A 17,995-nucleotide genomic window follows, 5' to 3' on the forward strand; every position below is an offset into this window, starting at 1 on the left:
TCGCCGACGTCGACGATTTTCGTCGCGCCGCCCCTTACTTCCCAGCCGTGCTCACCGGCTCCAGCGTCTTCGGCGTCGTCAGCCGGCCATGTCCCGACACGGCATTGCCGGCATCCGGCGCCAGCCGCATGAATGACACGGACGCTGCCGCCGACACCGCCGCCACGATGAAGAAGGCGATGTGGAAATCGCCGAGCGCCAGCGGTCCGCCATGGATCGAGGTCGAGACTTCCAGGATGCCGCCGGCCAGCGCCACGCCGAGCGCGATCGACAGTTGCTGGAACACCGCCGTGATCGGCGTTGCCTTGCTGGTGTCTTCAGCCGTCACCTCGGCATAGGAGAGCGCGTTGACGCCGGTGAAGAACATCGAGCGGATGAAGCCGCCGACCAGCAATATCGCCAGCATCAGCGCGTAAGGCGTCTCCGGCGTGAACAGGCCGTATATGGCGATCGATGCCGCGGCGATCAGCGAGCCCCAGATCAGCACCCGGCGGAACCCCGCAAGCCGGAAGATCAGCGCGGTAACGAATTTCATGCCGATGGCGCCGATAGCCGAGACGAAGGTGATCATGCCCGACTGGAACGGCGTCAGCCCGAAGCCGATCTGGAACATGAGGGGCAACAGGAACGGCACCGCCCCGATGCCGATGCGAAACAGCGAGCCGCCGAGCACCGAGGAGCGGAACACCGGGTTGCGGAACAGTTCCAGCGCCAGCAGCGGGTTCTTGGCGCGCCGCGCATGCAGGAGATAGAGCACGCCGGAAATCAGCCCGACCGCCACGGTGATGAGGCCGGTCGCCGGCGGCAGATAGGGCAGGCTGACCACCGACAGGCCGAAGATGACGCCGGAGGCCGCCAGCCCGCTCAGTACGAAACCGACGAAATCGAGCGGCGGCGTCTCCATCGAGTCGGTTTGCGGCAGGAAGCGCGTCGCCAGCCAGATGCCGATCAGGCCGATCGGCACGTTGATCAGAAAGATCCAATGCCAGGTGAAATAGGTGGTGATGAAGCCGCCGATCGGTGGTCCCACAAGCGGGCCGACCAGCGCCGGCACAGTCAGCCACGACATGGCCGCGACCAGCTCGCTCTTCGGCGTCGCGCGCACCAGGACCAGCCGGCCGACCGGCGTCATCATGGCGCCGCCTATGCCTTGCAGGAAGCGCGAGACGACAAAGGCCGGCAGTGAATTGGAGATGGCGCAGCAGACCGAGCCGACGATGAAGACGCCGATCGCGGCGCGAAAAATGGTCTTGGCGCCGAACCGGTCGGCCATCCAGCCGCTGATCGGAATGAAGATCGCCAGCGCCACCAGATAGGCGGTCAGCGCCAGCTTGAGCGCGATCGGGCTGGTGTGGATGTCGACGGCAATCGCCGGCAGCGATGTCGCGATGACGGTCGAATCCATGTTTTCCATGAACAAGGCGACCGCCAGAATGAGCGGAATGATGCGGTTCAACGAACGCGTCCGAACTGGTCTAAATGTGCCTGCCGGCCAATCCAAACAATGAAAAGGCGGGCAAGCCGATACAAACGGGCGGTTATCACGCCTCAGGCGCGATGTCGCATTAATTTGCTGTCACTTTTGTGCGACCGTGGGCGGACAAGAGGCGTCGCTGCGTTTCGCCACATTGAATGAACTTGCGAAAATTGACCGGGTTCACTATGCTGTAGTGAATATAACTACTATATGGACAATGCCATGGAAGAAGCCGTTTCCGCAGCCGACGCCAACCGCAAATTCTCGCTCCTCCTGCGCGGTGTCCGCGAAGGACAGAGCTATGTCGTGACCAGCCATGGGCGCCCCGTGGCGCGGATCGTGCCTGCAGGGCAGCCCGACCCTGCGGCGTCTCGTTCGCGCACAGCGCTGCTGTCGCGCCTCGAACGCCAGCCTGTTGTAGAAGCCGGGCGCTGGAGCCGCGACGAGCTTTACGAGGACGAGCGGTGAAGGTCGCGCTCGATACCAACATCCTTGTTTATGCCGAGGGGATCAACGGAGCCGAGAAGCGCGACATCGTTTTCGGCCTGCTGCACGACATTGCGCAAGAGGCAGCCGTCATTCCAGTCCAAGTGCTCGGCGAATTGTTCACCGTTCTCACACGCAAGGCCGGACGATCACGTGCACAAGCGCGCGACGCCCTGTTGAGCTGGCGCGACGCGTTTCCGGTTGTCGGCACGACGCCGGAGGTGATGACGGTCGCGGCTGATCTTGCGACCGATCACCATTTCGGCATCTGGGATGCGACCATCCTGTCTGTTGCCTCGCAAACCGGTTGCCGGCTGCTGCTGTCGGAAGATCTGCAGGACGGCTTCACCTGGGGCGGCGTAACGGTCGTCAATCCTTTCGCGTCACCGCGCCATGTCTTGCTCGATGCCCTGTTGGGCAAGTCCGCCGAATAGGCCACGACCGGCTTTTCAACCACGCCGCGACGTGTTACCAGCCAGCGCCAATCCTGAAAGGGAAGAAACGAGTCGGCGCTGTCCATTTCGGTCCAGCGCTTTTTTGTATTCTCCCGGCGCTTTTCGTATCCGAGGACTGGCCATGGCAAAAATCATCGAAACGTCCACCGGCGCGCTGGCGCTGACCTTTGACGACGTGCTGTTGCAGCCCGGTCATTCCGAGGTCATGCCCGGTGAGACCGACATCCGCACCCGCATCGCCACCGACATCGACCTCAACGTGCCGATCCTGTCGGCCGCCATGGACACCGTCACCGAGGCGAGGCTTGCCATCGCCATGGCGCAGGCCGGCGGCATCGGCGTCATCCACCGCAATTTCTCGCCGGCCGAACAGGCCGAGCAGGTGCGTCAGGTCAAGAAGTTCGAATCGGGCATGGTCATCAATCCGGTCACCATCGGCCCCGACGCCACCCTGGCCGACGCGCTGGCGCTGATGCGCACCTATTCCATCTCGGGCATTCCGGTGGTCGAGAATGGCGGCACCGGCGGCCAGAAGATCGGCCGCCTCGTCGGCATCCTGACCAACCGCGACGTGCGCTTCGCCTCCGATCCGGGGCAGAAAGTCTACGAATTGATGACCCGTGAGAACCTGATCACGGTCAAGGAGAATGTCGACCAGGACGAGGCCAAGCGGCTGCTGCATCAGCACCGCATCGAAAAGCTCGTCGTCGTGGACAAGTCCGGCAATTGCGTCGGCCTGATCACCGTCAAGGACATCGAGAAGTCGCAGCTCAACCCGCACGCCACCAAGGATGCGCAGGGGCGCCTGCGGGCGGCGGCAGCCACCAGCGTCGGCGATGACGGCTTCGAGCGCGCCGAGCGGTTGATCGATGCCGGTGTCGACCTCCTGGTCATCGACACCGCGCATGGCCATTCGCAGCGCGTGCTCGATGCGGTGACGCGGGCCAAGAAGCTTTCCAATTCCGTCCGCATCCTGGCCGGCAACGTGGCCACCGCCGAAGGCACGCAGGCGCTGATCGACGCCGGGGCCGATGCCGTCAAGGTCGGCATCGGCCCGGGCTCGATCTGCACCACGCGCATCGTCGCCGGCGTCGGCGTGCCGCAGCTTTCGGCGATCATGTCGGCGGTCGAGACGGCGCATAGATCAGGCGTGTCGGTCGTCGCCGACGGCGGCATCAAATATTCGGGTGACCTGGCCAAGGCGCTTGCCGCCGGCGCCAGTGCGGCCATGATCGGTTCGCTGCTGGCCGGCACCGATGAAAGCCCGGGCGAGGTCTATCTGCATCAGGGCCGCTCCTTCAAGGCCTATCGCGGCATGGGCTCTGTCGGCGCCATGGCGCGCGGCTCGGCCGATCGCTACTTCCAGGCCGAGGTTCGCGACACGCTGAAACTGGTCCCGGAAGGCATTGAAGGGCAGGTGCCCTACAAGGGACCTGTGTCTGGCGTGCTGCACCAGCTTGCGGGCGGGCTAAAAGCCGCTATGGGTTATGTCGGTGGCCGCGACCTTGCCGATTTTCGCGAACGCGCCACCTTTGTGCGCATATCCAACGCCGGACTTCGTGAAAGCCACGCCCATGACGTCACGATTACCCGCGAAAGCCCGAACTATCCTGGCGGAGCCTGACCGGCAGCCAGAGCGGTACATGCTCTGGCGCCACCAGGCGACGATCGTGCTGCGGCTGGCGCGCCATGCCGGCGCGCTGTGCTTTGCCGCCGCGGCGGTTTTCATCATCATGACGCTGCTGGAATTCTTCTATTTCCGCCGGCTGAGCGGTGGCCTGCCGTCGCTCGACGTGCGCCTTGGCGGGTTCACGCCCGACGAGGGCATGGCCTGGCTGACGGCACTCGGCCGGCGCGGCAGCGAGATCATCCTGGTCTGGCACTATTTGACTTTCGACCTTCTCTTCCCGGCGCTGCTGTCGCTGACCATGGTCAGCTTGATCCTGGCAACCGGGCGGCGGCTGAAGAGTTTTCGTGCCATGCCGGTGCAGCTTCAGGCACTGTTCGCGCTGGTCATCGTGCTGCCCTACACGTGCGCCGACTACGCCCAGAACATTGCGGTGGCGCGGCTTCTGTCCGATGCGCTTTCGGCCAACCCGGATTCTCTGTCTTTCGCCTCGTCGCTGATCGTCACCAAATTCGCGCTGCTGGCGATCCCCGTCATCGTCATCGCGTTTTTGATCCTTGCCGCCCAGCGGCTTCCACAGGCATGAACGACAGAGCAGGGGCAACGCCATGAGCCAGACCGCGATTTTCTGGCCGATGCTGGCGCAGGTGTTCCTCGTCTATATCGTCTATGTCGTGATGGGCCGGCGCCGCTACGGCGCGGTCAAATCGGGCGAGGCCAAGGTCGGTCAATACAAGGTGCGCACGACCGAGCCCGGGTCGAGCGTCACGGTTGCCAACAATCTCATCAACCAGTTTGAACTGCCGGTGCTGTTCTATGTGCTGTGCCTGGCGCTGCACGCGACCAATGGCGTCAATTATCTGACCCTGGCCTTGATGTGGATTTTCGTGATTTCCCGCTATGGCCACGCCTGGGTCCACCTCACCAGCAACAATCTGCGGTTTCGCAGCCGCGCCTTCTACGTCGGCGCGATCATTCTCTTGCTGGCATGGATCTGGTTCGCGCTACACCTGCTCGGAGCGGTGTAGGGCAGTTGTTTACCCTCCCCCTTGTGGGGAGGGTCGCTCCGCGCAGCGGAGCGGGATGGGGGTCTACAAATCGAACACCGCGATCTTGCGCTTGTCGAACTTGATGCCGATTTCGCCGCGCACCAGCTTCAGTGCGGCTTCGCCGAACACTGTACGCCGCCATCCCTGCAGCGCCGGCACGTCTGCGGCTTCGCCTTCGGCGGCAATGCGGTCGATGTCGTCGCTGGACGCAAGCACTTTCGAGGCGACGCCTTCCTTCTCGGCGACGATCCTCAACAGCACTTTCAACAGCTCGGAGGCGGCATTGGAGCCTTCGGGCGGCTGAAAGCTCTTGGGCAGCTTCGGCATCTCTTCGCGGGGCAAAGCGAGCGCCGTGTTGACCGCGCCGAGCAATGCGGTAGCCGTCGACGAACGCTCCCAGCCTTTCGGCGTCGTGCGCAGCTTGCCCAACGCTGCCGCATCGCGCGGCGCCTGCTGGGCGACCTCGTATATGGCGTCGTCCTTGAGCACCCGGCCGCGCGGCACGTCACGCTCGCGCGCCTCGCGTTCGCGCCATGCCGCCACCGTCTGCACGATCGCCAGCTCCTGCGGCTTGCGCAGCCGCATCTTCAGCCGCTTCCAAGCGTCTTCGGGGTGCGGATCGTAGGTCTCGCGCGAAGTCAGCACCTCCATTTCCTCGTTTAGCCAATGGGCGCGGTTTTCCCGCTCCAGTTCGGCGCTGAGATGCTTGTAGACGTCGATCAGATGGGTGACGTCGGCCAGCGCATAGTCGAGTTGCTTGTCCGACAGCGGCCGGTGGCGCCAGTCGGTGAAACGCGAGGATTTGTCGAGCCGTGCGCCGGTGATGCGCTGCACCAGCTGATCGTAGGAGACGCTGTCGCCGAAGCCGCAGACCATGGCCGCGACCTGGGTGTCGAACACCGGATGGGGCACCAGATCGCCGAGATGGACGATGATTTCAATGTCCTGGCGCGCGGCATGGAAAACCTTGACCACCGCCTCATTGGCCATCAGCCGGAAGAACGGGGCGAGGTTGATGTCGGGCGCCAGCGGGTCGATCAGCGCGGTGACGCCGGGCGCCGCCATCTGGATCAGGCACAGAATCGGCCAGAATGTCGTTTCGCGGATGAATTCGGTGTCGACGGTGACGAAATCCGACTTTTCAAAAGCGGCGAGAACGGACTCGAGCTCATTTTGGGTGGTGATGACGTGCATCAAATCGCTTTTTATTAACGGGTAAGGTTCTCTTTCAATTTCAGCCATGGGCGCTTTCGTCAAGCCGCCCTCCGGTCAAGTATCCGCCGATCCGTCGGAATCGCCATTCCTGCGCGCCAGCCGCGCGAAGACGGNGAAGACGGTTGATGTGCGCAGCAGCGCCGTGAAGCGGCTGCGCTTGCCCGCCGGCACGCTGCCGCGCACCTGCATGCGGTAGAGAATGACGGCGATGAGGGTGGCGTAGACGACTGCGCTGAAGACAAACAGGGCGCCCGGTCCGAAATATTGCATGGCCGTCGAGGCCGCGAAGGGGCCACCGATGGCGCCGAAGGAATAGAACAGCATCAAGGCGGCATTGATCAGCACGAACTCGCCCTTGTCGGCGCGGTCGTTGGAATGCGCCGCCGACAGCGAATAGAGCGGCATGGCGAAGCTGCCGAAGATGAAGACGATGATCAAATTGAGGGTCGGATCGGCGCCGGCGACGAAGACCAGCGCCAGCGCCGCGAACATGGCGCCGCATGTCGTGGCCAGAAGCACCGCGCGCCGATCCCAGCGGTCGGAGAGGTAGCCCAGCGGATACTGGATGAGGGCGCCGCCGAAGATGCCGACGCTGACGAAGGTGACGACATCGGCCACCGACATGCCGATCTGCTCGGCATAGACCGGCGACAGCGTGCGGAACGCGCTGTTGGTGACGCCGACGCAGATGCAGCCGAAGCAGCCGAGCGGCGAAATCCGCCAGACGCGGGCGAGATCGAGCTTGACGTCTTCCGGCGGCGTCGGGTTGGAGCGGTCGCCGAGCGACACCGGAACCAGCGACAGCGTGATCATCATCGACATGATGGCGAAGATGGCAAAGCCGCCGGGGCCGAAGATCGGGATCAGGAACTGCGCGCCGGTCACCGAGCCGATATCGACCATGCGGTAGATGGCCAGCACGCGCGCACGATCCTTGTTTTCGACGCCGGAGTTCAGCCAGGCTTCCATGACGGTGAACAGGCCGGCAAAGCAGAAACCGCCGGCAAAGCGCACCGCGCACCACATCACCGGATCGATGATCAGCACCAGGAGCAGAGTACTGGCCGCGGCGATGGCGGCGAGCGCTGAAAACGTCCGGACATGGCCGACTGCCTTGAGGATGCGGGTGACTGCGAGGCAACCAAGCAGGAAGCCGGCGAAATAGAACGTGCCCATCAGGCCGATGTCGGAGGCCGAAAACCCTTCCTGCGCGCCGCGCAACGCGATCAGCGTGCCCTGCAGCCCGTTGCCGCCAAGCAGGATGCCGGCGGCGATGAGGAGCGGGATCAGCGGGCGGATGGAGGACATACGGAACCGTTGCTTAGGTGGCTCCACAGTTCTGAACCATCGGTGTGGCCAATGCCAGTGGCTTGTCCCGCCGCCAACAGGTGTGTGGCTTCAAGTGCGGCCGTTCAAGCTCCGTCGGCCCTCGCCAAAGCTTCGCTCGCCGGCGCAGGCTTGCCCCGGGACGCCCTTCGGCCAAGCGAGCCGGCAGTCAGCAGGCTGAGGATGATGAAGGGGATGCCGATACCGAAGGCCGAGCGAATGCCCCAATGGTCGGAGACGAAGCCGAGCAATGGCGGGCCGAGCAGGAAGGCGACGAAGGAGATCTGCGACAGCGCCGCGACATTGATTGCCGCGGAGCGGTCCGTGCGTTGGGCCGCCGCCGAGATCGCCAGCGGAAAGATCGCGCTGCTGCCGATGCCAAGTAGCGCAAAGCCCAGCATCGATACGAGCGGGGCAGGCGAGAAGAAGACGAGCAGCACGCCGACCGCCATCGTCGCCAGCAGCACCCGCGCCACGACGCTCGGCGAGTGGCGGTCGACAAAGGAGTCGGCAAAGAAGCGCGTGCTCGCTTGCGAGAATGCAAACAGCGCCACGGTGAAGCCGGCGACGAAAGGGCCCGCATCGAATACGGTGCGCATGTAGATTGCCGACCAGTCGATGCTGGCGCCTTCCATCAGCATCGCCGACAGTGTCACCGCGACGAGGACGAGGATCGGCAGCGTCGGCCGCGCCAGCGTTGGCGCCGTCTCATCATTGCCGGCGAAGCGGCTCGGCGCCGGTTCGTAACCGCCGAGAAACAGCGCGATTCCTGTCGCCACCATCGGTACGACAATCGCCAGGTGCAGTTGCGGCGAAATGCCGAGATGCGCAAGCGCGGCGCCGAACAGGCCGGCGCCGAAAAAGCCGATGCTCCAGAACGAATGCGCCCGGTTCATGATCCGGCGCTTGAGCAGGAATTCGGTTCTGTCGGCCTCGACATTGAGAATGATCTCGACGCTGCCGATCATCAGGCCGACCGGAAACAGCATCAGGAACAGCGCAAGCGGCCCAGGCGCATGCACGGCAATGGCAAAGACAACCGACAAGAGCGGCACCAGCCCGAGCAGCGCGCGGCGGAAGCCGACGCGCTCTAGGATCGGCGCCGCCAGCGTCAGCGCGGTCAAGGTGCCGATTGGCGTCCCGATCAGGCTTAGCCCGAGCGTGCCGTCCCCGATGCCCATGGCGTGCTTGATGTCGGGCAGCCGCGGGAAGATTTGGCCCATGGCGAACGAATAGATCGCAAAGCCGGCGTAGACCCGGTGTTGCGGAGCGAGGCGGAGGCCAAAGGTCATGACGATGCTTTCGGGGAAGAGAGTCGACGGTTGTCACTGATTGATATGCTTACATCTTGCACAAACATGCAAATCGTGCAAGAACGTGCATGAAAAAACAGGATCATGCAATGCTGACCGATGAGCGGCATCAAATCATTCGCGATCGCCTCGCCGTCGAGGGAAGGGTGCTGGCCGGCGAGCTGGCAAGCCGCTTCGGCGTTTCGGAGGACACGGTTCGCCGCGACCTCAGGGAACTCGCCAAGGCCGGGCAATGCCGCCGCGTCTATGGCGGTGCGGTCGCGCCCGCACCCTTCGCATCGACACCAGTCGGCCTGCGCGCCGGCCATGCGGTCGAAGAAAAGACGCGGCTGGCCCGCGCGACCGTGGCATTGCTTTCGGGCGGACAGACCCTGTTCATCGACAGCGGCTCGACCAATGCCGCGATCGCCGGGGCCATTTCGCGCGACCTCGAACTGACCGTCGCCACCAATTCCCTCGAAATCGCCTCTGTCCTGTCAGACCACGCTTTGGTCGAACTGATTGTGCTGGGCGGCCGGTTCGACCGCCACCTCGGCGCCTGCGTCGGCGCCGACACGCTTGCCGCCGTCGCGCAACTTGGCGCGGATCTGTTTGTTCTCGGCTCCTGCGGCCTCGATGCGTCGCGCGGCGTCACGGCCTTCGATTCGGCTGAGGCCGAGGTAAAGCGGGCCATGGCCAAGAACAGCGCAGGCATCGTCATCGCTGTAACCAACGACAAGCTGGCCACAGCCGCACCCTACCGGGTCGCCAGGCCAGAGGCGATCCGCCATCTCGTGGTCGAAAAGACCGCGCCGGCCGCGATCCTCGCCGACTTCGAGCGTCAGGGCGCCGAAATCCACTTCGCTTGAACAATGGGCCTGCGCCGGATCACCCGACTTGCCTTGACAAATCAGGCCTCCCATGCGCTTTTCGCGCAAATTTTGGACCGGGCTTTGACGCTCGGCCCACAACCCAGCACCCCGGACTTTTGACATGACAATGCATCGTTACCGCAGCCACACCTGTGCCCAGTTGAGAAAGAGCGATGTCGGCTCTTCGGTTCGCCTGTCGGGCTGGGTGCATCGCGTGCGCGACCATGGCGGCCTGCTGTTCATCGATCTGCGCGACCATTACGGCCTGACCCAGATCGTCGCCGATCCGGATTCGCCCGCCTTCAAGGTGGCCGAGACGCTGCGTGGCGAATGGGTGATCCGCGTCGACGGCGAGGTCAAGGCGCGCCTGCCGGACACCACCAACGCCAACCTGCCGACCGGCGAGATCGAGATCTTTGCCCACGAGATCGAGGTGCTGTCGGCAGCCAAGGAATTGCCGCTGCCGGTGTTCGGCGAGCCCGACTATCCCGAAGACATCCGCCTGAAGTACCGTTTTCTCGACCTGCGCCGCGAGACGCTGCACAGGAACATCGTGGCGCGCACGAAAATCATCGCCGAGATGCGCAAGCGCATGACCGATGTCGGCTTCACCGAATTCTCGACGCCGATCCTGACGGCCTCGTCGCCGGAAGGCGCGCGCGACTTCCTGGTGCCGTCGCGGATCCATCCCGGCACCTTCTACGCGCTGCCGCAGGCGCCGCAGCAGTACAAGCAGCTGATCATGGTTTCGGGCTTCGACCGCTATTTCCAGATCGCGCCCTGCTTCCGCGACGAGGACCCGCGCGCCGACCGTCTGCCCGGCGAATTCTACCAGCTCGACCTCGAAATGAGCTTCGTCGAGCAGGACGACGTGCTGTCGACCATGGAACCGGTGATGCGCGGCGTCTTCGAGACCTTCGCCAACGGCAAGCCGGTGACGCAGACATTCCAGCGCATTCCTTACGATGTCGCGATGCGCAAATATGGCTCCGACAAGCCGGACCTGCGCAACCCGATCGAGATGCAGGCCGTCTCCGACCATTTTCGCGATTCCGGCTTCAAGGTCTTCGCCAACATCCTGGCCAACGATCCGAAGGCCGAAGTGTGGGGCATTCCGGCCAAGACCGGCGGCAGCCGCGCCTTCTGCGACCGCATGAACTCGTGGGCGCAGGGCGAGGGCCAGCCGGGACTGGGTTACATCTTCTGGCGCAAGGAATGCGACAAGCTTGAAGGCGCCGGTCCGCTGGCCAAGAACATCGGCGAGGAGCGCACCGAGGCGATCCGCCAGCAGCTCGGCCTTGCCGATGGCGACGCCGCCTTCTTCGTCGCCGGCGATCCGAAGAAGTTCGTTACCTTCGCCGGTGCCGCGCGTACGCGTGCCGGCGAAGAACTGAACCTTGTCGACCGCGAGCGCTTCGAATTGTGCTGGATCGTCGACTTCCCGTTCTTCGAATGGAGCGAGGAGGAGAAGAAGATCGACTTCGCCCACAACCCGTTCTCGATGCCGCAAGGCGGTATCGACGCGCTCAACGGCGACGACCTGCTCGGCATCAAGGCCTTCCAGTACGACATGGTCTGCAACGGCTTCGAGATCGCCTCTGGCGGTATCCGCAACCATTTGCCCGAGACCATGGTCAAGGCGTTTGAGACGGTCGGGCTGGACCGCGCCACGGTCGAGGAGCGCTTCGGCGGCCTCTATCGCGCCTTCCAGTATGGCGCGCCGCCGCATGGCGGCATGGCGGCCGGTGTCGACCGCGTGGTCATGCTGCTGGTCGGGGCCAAGAACCTGCGCGAGATCACCATGTTCCCGATGAACCAGCAGGCCTACGATTTGTTGATGAACGCGCCTTCGGAAGCCTCGCCGCAGCAGTTGCGTGATCTGTCGCTGCGTGTCGCGGCAGTGAAGAAGGACTGACGGCAGCGTTGCAGCTGCCCTTTCTCCCCGTCTCTATACGGGGAGAAGGTGCCGGTGTCCGAACCGGATAGATAGGTAACAGAATGGACCGATAGCATGGGTGACAGTTTTCTTGTCCGCCGGAGGACCGNTGTCCGAACCGGATAGATAGGTAACAGAATGGACCGATAGCATGGGTGACAGTTTTCTTGTCCGCCGGAGGACCGGCTATGGTTTGGCGAGAGACTGGCATCATGGACGAGCGGCTACGGTTTGTTGTGGAGTGTCTTTCTGGGGATGAGACGATGGTTGCGCTTTGTGCGGCCTACGGGATCTCACGCAAGAACGGGTACAAATGGCTAGGACGCTATCGGACGTTTGGGCCTGAGGGTTTGCACGACCTGCCGCGAGCCCCGCTCAATCATGGCCGGGCGACAGCTCAGGATCTGGTTGAGCGGATTGTGGCGGCCAAGGAGCTGCATCCGCTTTGGGGTCCAAAGAAGATCGTGGCACGGCTCAGGCGCACGGCTCCCGAGTTCATGTGGCCTTCAGCCTCGACGGTCGGCGCGATCCTTGCGCGGCATGGGCTTGTCCGCNCGCACGGCTCCCGAGTTCATGTGGCCTTCAGCCTCGACGGTCGGCGCGATCCTTGCGCGGCATGGGCTTGTCCGCGCCCGCAAGCGACCCCGCCTGCGGGCCTGCGGCAATGGACCCTGGCCACAGCCGCAAGAACCGAACGCGGTGTGGACTGGCGATCACAAGGGCTGGTTCCGGACCCGCGACGGCTGGCGTTGCGAACCCTTGACGGTGATGGATGCGTCGAGCCGCTATCTTCTGGCGCTCGAAGCGACGGGGTCGACGGCCGATAGCGAAGCCTGGCCGGTGTTTGAGCGGCTGTTTGAAGAGCATGGCCTGCCGGATCGCTTCAGAAGCGACAATGGCCCGCCCTTCGCATCGGCCGGCGTCNCGGCTGTTTGAAGAGCATGGCCTGCCGGATCGCTTCAGAAGCGACAATGGCCCGCCCTTCGCATCGGCCGGCGTCACCGGGCTGACGCCGCTTGTCGTGCGCTTCATCAAGCTCGGCATCACCTTGGAGCGGATCGCACCCGGCAGGCCACAGCAGAACGGACGTCACGAGCGCTTTCACCTGACCATGCTGCCGATGGCCGAGGCACCGGAAGCCGACCGAACGGCACAGGGCCAGGCCTTCGAGACCTTCCGCCACAGCTACAATGAGGAACGTCCCCATGAGGCGCTGGGCATGGATACGCCCGCCCAGCACTACCGGTCCTCACAGCGCGCCATGCCCAGGACACCACCCGAGCCCGTCTATCCGGCCGAGGCCTCGGTCCGCCGCGTGCGCCACAATGGCGAGATCCGATGGAATGGCGGCTTCATATATGTCTCGCAAGCGNCCGGCCGAGGCCTCGGTCCGCCGCGTGCGCCACAATGGCGAGATCCGATGGAATGGCGGCTTCATATATGTCTCGCAAGCGCTGGCGGGCGAACCGGTCGCTGCGTTGGAGACCGAAGACGGACAATGGACACTCTCATTCCATGCCCACCCGCTCGGCATCATCGACACACGGCACATGAAGCTTATCCGCCGCAGCGCCGCGCCAACCAATCCGCTTGGCGCTGCGGCGGACGCATAGGGGGAGAGAAGTGTCACCTATGTATCCGGTTCAAAGTGTTACCCATCTATCGGCTGGACAATGCAAGTTCTGTCAAGCCGCCACAGCCCGCCGTGCCAACCCACCCCGGATATACCGCGCGAACTCCTGCGCTGCCGGCGCCGTGCCGTACTTCGGCAAATGCAGATTGATGGAAAAATTCGGCAGCGGCGGCAGCCCGGCATCGAAAGGCAGGATGTCGAGGTCGGCGGGAACGGTGGAGGCCAGCCAGGCGGTGACGGCAAGGTCGGAGCGCACCGTCGCGGTCGTGGCGTCGATGTTGCCGTTCTCGAACACGGTGCGCCATTCCAGCCCGTGCTCGTTCAGCGCCGACAGCACCACCGGGCGGAAGGCGCAGGTGTCGGCGACGATCGACACCGGCAGCGGCCGCTTGGCGCGGGCGACGCCGCCCTTGGCCCCCACCCAGACCAGCCGGTCAATGGCCAGGCACTCACCGGCGGACGGGCCGACCGGTTCCTCGATGACGGCAAGGTCGATGGTGCCGGCCGCAAGAGCCGCGGCAAGGTCCGGCGAAGCCGCACAGAGCAGCGAAATCTCAACCTGCGGATAGGTCTCGGCATAGGCCTTCAGCACCGGCGCCAGCAAGGTGCCGACAAGGTCATAGGGAACACCGAGCCGCACCTGGCCGGCGGCCTCGGTGCCCGCCATCTCGGCCCAGATCTCGTCATTGAGGCCAAGCAACCGTTTGCCCTTGCCGAACAGCCGCTCGCCGGGCCGCGTCAGCCGCAAGCCACGCCGGTCGCGCTCGAACAGGCTACAGCCCAGCGCCTCCTCCAGCCTTTTGATCTGCTGGCTGACGGCGCCTTGCGTCAGATGCAGCGCGTTCGCCGCCGCCGTCATGCTGGCCTTGTCGGCGACAGTGACGAAGGTGCGGATCAGCGCTGTGTCGAGGTTGCGGATCATGGTTGGCATTATATCTGCTAATGCCAACCATCGCAAACATTGCATTTACTGAAGTATACAGAAGTCTACCGTAGGGCCTTCGATGGAGGACGCCTCATGTTGCAGCCCATCTTCCCGCTCATCCTGTTTGCCTTCGTGGCCACCGTCACGCCCGGCATCGCCACCACCCTGTCGACTGCTTCAGGTGCGCAGTTCGGTTTTCGCCGTTCCGTTCCCCTATTGGTCGGCAGCGCCGCCGGCCTCGCCACCGTGACCGGTGTTGCCGCCGCCGGGCTCGCCGGTCTGCTGCTGGCCATGCCGTCGCTGCAACTGGCGATGAAAATCATCGGCTCGCTCTATCTCCTCTGGCTGGCAATCAAGATCGGCCGCGCCGGGCCGCCTGATCTCGATGTGGCGATGGCAAAACCCAACAGCTTCTTGGGCGGCGCCGGCATTCAATGGATGAACCCGAAGGGCTGGGCGATGGGACTGGGTGCGGCGGCCTCGTTCGCAGCCCTTGCCGACGGTCCGGGACAACTCGCGCTGCTGCTCGGCTCGACCTTCGGCTTCACCGCAGCCATCTCGCTGTCGATCTGGTGCGTGGCGGGCATGGTGCTGGCACGGCTGCTCAAGACCGAATGGCAATGGCGCGCGCTCAACATCGTGCTGGCGCTGGTGCTGGCTGCGTCGATCATTCCGATGTGGCGGGGAGCGTAAACGCAGAGGTCGGCGCCAGTACCGCACCCGGACCTGCGGTCCGACCTCCCCACAAGGGGCCCACAAGGGGGAGGTAGGGAGCGCGCACTTTACCCTCCCCCTTGTGGGTCCCTTGTGGGGAGGGTCGCGAACGAAGTGAGCGGCGTGGGGGTCCTGGTTCGCGAAGCGAACCAGCTACTCTCAGGCCGCGTAGCGGGCAGCCGGCTTGTCGGCGTGCAGGCTGCCGTAGAAGACTTGCCTTGCGCCGAGGAACGTGTCCAGCTTGGCTGTGTCGGCAAGTGCCGGCACGGTGACGGCTTCGTCCCTGGATAGGCCCACAAGCGCGGCATCGACCATATCATCGGCGGACATGATGATCTCCTTCGGCAGATTGTCGATATCGCCACCGGCGAGCTCCCAGAAATCGGTGCGGGTCGCGCCCGGCAGCACCGCCTGCACCTTCACATTGGTGCCGGCGACTTCGCGGTGCAGGGCCTCGGTGAAGTTGACGACATAGGCCTTGGTGCCGCTGTAGATGCCGCCGAACGAGGTATCATAGGCGAGCACGGAGGCGATGTTGACGATGGCGCCGCGGTTGCGCGCAAGAAGCCCCGGCAGAACGGCGCGGGTCAGGCGGGTCAAGGCGATGACGTTGACCTTGATCATGCGCTCGGCCTCGTCGGCGTCGGCAGTTGCCACCACGGCCTGGCCACCAATGCCGGCATTGTTGACCAGCAGCGTGACGCTGTCGTCGGCTGCGATCGCCTGCTCGACGCGGCGCACATCATTGTCGTCGGCAAGATCGGCTGATATCACGCTGACCTTGCGCTTGTAAGCATATCGCAGCTTTTCAGCCAGTTCCTCCAGCCGGTCGGCGCGCCGCGCTACCAGCACCAGATCGTAGCCTTGCCCGGCCAGCCGGTCGGCATAGACCGCGCCGATGCCGGCCGATGCGCCGGTGACGACTGCGGTACCCTTGTTGTCCTGTCCACTCATTGTCCTGTTCCTTTTTTCTGCCCGGCGAGACAGGTCGATGAACCCTCGTCCCGCCCTGATCTCCAATTAGTAGCATATACCACTTTCCGGGAAGTAGGCATATACCACCATCTTGTCAACGGAGGCGGCAGAAACTATTTCTGCGACAGGCCGGCAGCGGTTTTGCCGGCAAGGAGTCGTGATGAGCAAGACCGTGCTGCCGGGATTCAGCCTTTGCAACAACGCCACGCTGCGGCGCGCCGCGCGCAAGCTCGGCCGCTTCTATGACGATGTAATCTCGCCTTCGGGTCTGAAGGGCACGCAGTACGGCCTGCTCTACCAGATCCATGTCAGCAACGAGCCGGCGATGGGCACGATAGCCGAAGCGATGGTCATGGATCTCTCGGCGCTCGGCCACACGCTGAAGCCGCTGATCCGCGACGGCTATGTCGACACCTTCGCCGACAAGGACGATCGCCGCGTCAAGCGGGTGCGGCTGACGCCGCAAGGCCAGACCAAGCTCGAGGAGACGACGCAATTGTGGAGCACTGCCCAGCAGCGCTTCGAGGCGCTGTTCGGCCCGCAACGAGCGGCAGATCTGCGCGCTATGCTGGATGAAGTCGCGGCGCTGGACTACGACGTGCCGGCGGCCGCCCCTTCAAGCTGAAAGAACGGCCGCCGGTCCTTTGCAAAGATCTATTCCGCCGGCATGGCGACCGGCCGGGCCGCCCAGCGGCCGGCCAGCACCACGCCAAGCCCGATCAGCGGGAAGATGGCGGCGACTAGGCCGAGGTCGGCCGGCACGCCGTAGCGAAGCACGGCGCCGCCGGCCACAGCGCCCAGCGCCACGCCGAGATAGAGGGCCGAAGCGTTGAGCGACAGCACGATCGGGGCGGCGTCGGGCGCCAGCTTGATGATGCGGCTGGCCTGCGCCGGCGGAAATGCCCAGCCGACCATGCCCCACGGCACCATCATGGCCATCAATGCCGGCCCGGCGAGATGCTGCGGCAGGAAGGTCGGGATGACCGAGAGCATCACCAGCATGACGGCGCTCAGCGCCAGCGACCAGCCGACGGTGCGCGTCGCACCAAAACGGTCGGCCGCCTGGCCGCCGGCTATGTTGCCGATGACGGCGCCGACACCGAAGGCGAGCAGCATGCCGGGCAGCGCAACCGGGCTGAGGCCGCCGCTCTGGATGGCCAGCGGCGCGATATAGGAAAACACCGAGAAGGCGCCGATCAGGGCAAGAGCGGTGGTCAGCAGGATCGGCATGACGCCGGGGCGCAGCGCCGCAGCCAGCCGCCGCCTGAGCGGCAGCTTGGTGCCGACAATTCCGCGCGGCAGCCGGTACCACAGAATGGCGCCGACCAGCGCGCCGAGCCCGGCAATGGCAAAGAAGGTCCCGCGCCAGCCGGCTATCGTGGCAACCAGCGCGCCGAGCGGTGCACCCAGCGCAACCGCCACCGTGGTTCCGCCGACGACGACTGCAATGGCCCGCGCCCGGTGGTGGTCATCGACCAGCGCCACCGCCGTGCCTTGAGCGGTCGCGGCAAACAGGCCTGACGACAGCGCCATGATGATGCGGGCAATGAGCAGCAGCTCGAAGGACGAGCTCAGCGCCGCCACCACATTGCCGATGACGAAGAACGCCAGCGTCCACAAGATGACGCGGCGCCGGTCCCATTCGCCGGTCAGCGTTGCCAGGATCGGCGTGCCGATGGCGTAAGCCAGCGCGAAGGCGGTGATCAGCGTGCCGGCGAGCGGAATGGAAATGCGGGCGTCGGTGGCGATATCAGGCAGCAGGCTGGAGATGACGAAGCCTTCGGTCGAGATCGTGAACGATCCGAGCGCAAGCCAGAAGAGGCGCTTGTCCATAGGGCGTGTCCTTAGTTCAAAACTTATTGAACAATTGGACATAACAGGACATGATGTCAATGAAGCCAGGTGAAAATAGCTGAAGCCTGCTGACAGCCCTGTGTCAGGACAGCCATTGGGCCAATCGCGAAACGGACTGTGCATGCCCGCGAAAGATCGACGCGTTGAAATCGCCACCGA

At 64.3% G+C, this 17,995-nt stretch carries 17 protein-coding genes and 2 pseudogenes; 12 read left to right on the top strand and 7 right to left on the bottom strand.

The window, feature by feature from the left end:
• Positions 1 to 34: 34 nt before the first annotated feature.
• Positions 35 to 1,456, bottom strand: a complete 1,422-nt coding sequence (locus X757_RS163600) for an MFS transporter (protein WP_023689532.1) — start codon at positions 1,454 to 1,456, stop codon at positions 35 to 37.
• 243 nt (positions 1,457 to 1,699) lie between these two features.
• On the opposite strand from X757_RS163600, the gene X757_RS163595 reads away from it, so the two are divergent.
• From X757_RS163595 to X757_RS163575, 5 genes are all read left to right on the top strand, one after another.
• Positions 1,700 to 1,945 (top strand): type II toxin-antitoxin system Phd/YefM family antitoxin, encoded by a 246-nt coding sequence (locus tag X757_RS163595; RefSeq protein ID WP_023673036.1) that lies wholly within the window; start codon positions 1,700 to 1,702, stop codon positions 1,943 to 1,945.
• Entirely contained in the window at positions 1,942 to 2,397 is a 456-nt protein-coding gene (locus X757_RS163590) for a PIN domain-containing protein (RefSeq protein ID WP_023673035.1), read from the top strand. Before X757_RS163595 ends, X757_RS163590 begins: the two co-directional genes overlap by 4 nt.
• A 142-nt stretch (positions 2,398 to 2,539) precedes the next feature.
• Positions 2,540 to 4,042 (top strand): IMP dehydrogenase, encoded by a 1,503-nt coding sequence (gene guaB / locus X757_RS163585; protein ID WP_023673034.1) that lies wholly within the window; start codon positions 2,540 to 2,542, stop codon positions 4,040 to 4,042.
• A gap of 19 nt (positions 4,043 to 4,061) precedes the next feature.
• A complete protein-coding gene (locus X757_RS163580; RefSeq protein WP_050593897.1) occupies positions 4,062 to 4,631 on the top strand; it encodes a hypothetical protein in 570 nt (189 codons plus the stop codon).
• Positions 4,632 to 4,653: 22 nt separating this feature from the next.
• Entirely contained in the window at positions 4,654 to 5,073 is a 420-nt protein-coding gene (locus X757_RS163575; RefSeq protein ID WP_023682427.1) for an MAPEG family protein, read from the top strand.
• A gap of 63 nt (positions 5,074 to 5,136) precedes the next feature.
• On the opposite strand, the gene rnd is transcribed toward X757_RS163575, so the two are convergent.
• From rnd to X757_RS163560, 3 genes are all read right to left on the bottom strand, one after another.
• Complete coding sequence (gene rnd, locus X757_RS163570) at positions 5,137 to 6,288, bottom strand: ribonuclease D (RefSeq protein WP_023708785.1); 1,152 nt, start codon at positions 6,286 to 6,288, stop codon at positions 5,137 to 5,139.
• 75 nt (positions 6,289 to 6,363) lie between these two features.
• Entirely contained in the window at positions 6,364 to 7,617 is a 1,254-nt protein-coding gene (locus tag X757_RS163565) for an MFS transporter (protein ID WP_023724904.1), read from the bottom strand.
• Positions 7,618 to 7,721: 104 nt separating this feature from the next.
• Positions 7,722 to 8,927: an MFS transporter gene (locus tag X757_RS163560; RefSeq protein ID WP_023715383.1), complete on the bottom strand. Its 1,206-nt coding sequence runs from the start codon at positions 8,925 to 8,927 to the stop codon at positions 7,722 to 7,724.
• Positions 8,928 to 9,037: 110 nt separating this feature from the next.
• Between X757_RS163560 and X757_RS163555 the strand changes: the two genes are divergently transcribed.
• The 5 genes and pseudogenes from X757_RS163555 to X757_RS1000000169630 all read left to right on the top strand — a co-directional run.
• A complete protein-coding gene (locus X757_RS163555) occupies positions 9,038 to 9,796 on the top strand; it encodes a DeoR/GlpR family DNA-binding transcription regulator (RefSeq protein WP_023724905.1) in 759 nt (252 codons plus the stop codon).
• A gap of 130 nt (positions 9,797 to 9,926) precedes the next feature.
• Entirely contained in the window at positions 9,927 to 11,714 is a 1,788-nt protein-coding gene (gene aspS / locus X757_RS163550; protein ID WP_023724906.1) for an aspartate--tRNA ligase, read from the top strand.
• A 233-nt stretch (positions 11,715 to 11,947) separates the two neighbouring features.
• A pseudogene (locus X757_RS1000000169620) lies at positions 11,948 to 12,256 on the top strand (helix-turn-helix domain-containing protein); the annotation flags it as partial.
• A gap of 178 nt (positions 12,257 to 12,434) precedes the next feature.
• Entirely contained in the window at positions 12,435 to 12,671 is a 237-nt protein-coding gene (locus tag X757_RS1000000169625) for a hypothetical protein (RefSeq protein WP_373432819.1), read from the top strand.
• A pseudogene (locus tag X757_RS1000000169630) lies at positions 12,631 to 12,906 on the top strand (IS481 family transposase); the annotation flags it as partial. The gene X757_RS1000000169625 and the pseudogene X757_RS1000000169630, both read left to right, overlap by 41 nt.
• Before the next feature lie 514 nt (positions 12,907 to 13,420).
• Here the strand turns inward: X757_RS1000000169630 and X757_RS163545 are convergent.
• The gene (locus X757_RS163545; RefSeq protein ID WP_373432820.1) at positions 13,421 to 14,299 is read right to left on the bottom strand and encodes a LysR family transcriptional regulator; all 879 of its coding nucleotides are present in this window, start codon (positions 14,297 to 14,299) and stop codon (positions 13,421 to 13,423) included.
• An 87-nt stretch (positions 14,300 to 14,386) separates the two neighbouring features.
• On the opposite strand from X757_RS163545, the gene X757_RS163540 reads away from it, so the two are divergent.
• Complete coding sequence (locus tag X757_RS163540) at positions 14,387 to 14,986, top strand: LysE family translocator (protein ID WP_023724909.1); 600 nt, start codon at positions 14,387 to 14,389, stop codon at positions 14,984 to 14,986.
• A 180-nt stretch (positions 14,987 to 15,166) separates the two neighbouring features.
• On the opposite strand, the gene X757_RS163535 is transcribed toward X757_RS163540, so the two are convergent.
• Positions 15,167 to 15,961, bottom strand: coding sequence for an SDR family oxidoreductase (locus X757_RS163535; protein WP_023724910.1), 795 nt, complete (start codon positions 15,959 to 15,961; stop codon positions 15,167 to 15,169).
• 181 nt (positions 15,962 to 16,142) lie between these two features.
• On the opposite strand from X757_RS163535, the gene X757_RS163530 reads away from it, so the two are divergent.
• Complete coding sequence (locus X757_RS163530; RefSeq protein ID WP_023683783.1) at positions 16,143 to 16,607, top strand: MarR family winged helix-turn-helix transcriptional regulator; 465 nt, start codon at positions 16,143 to 16,145, stop codon at positions 16,605 to 16,607.
• Between the two features lie 29 nt (positions 16,608 to 16,636).
• On the opposite strand, the gene X757_RS163525 is transcribed toward X757_RS163530, so the two are convergent.
• Positions 16,637 to 17,815, bottom strand: coding sequence for an MFS transporter (locus tag X757_RS163525; protein ID WP_023724911.1), 1,179 nt, complete (start codon positions 17,813 to 17,815; stop codon positions 16,637 to 16,639).
• Positions 17,816 to 17,995 lie beyond the last annotated feature (180 nt).

The organism is Mesorhizobium sp. LSHC412B00 (assembly GCF_000503035.1).
Taxonomy (GTDB): Bacteria; Pseudomonadota; Alphaproteobacteria; order Rhizobiales; family Rhizobiaceae; genus Mesorhizobium.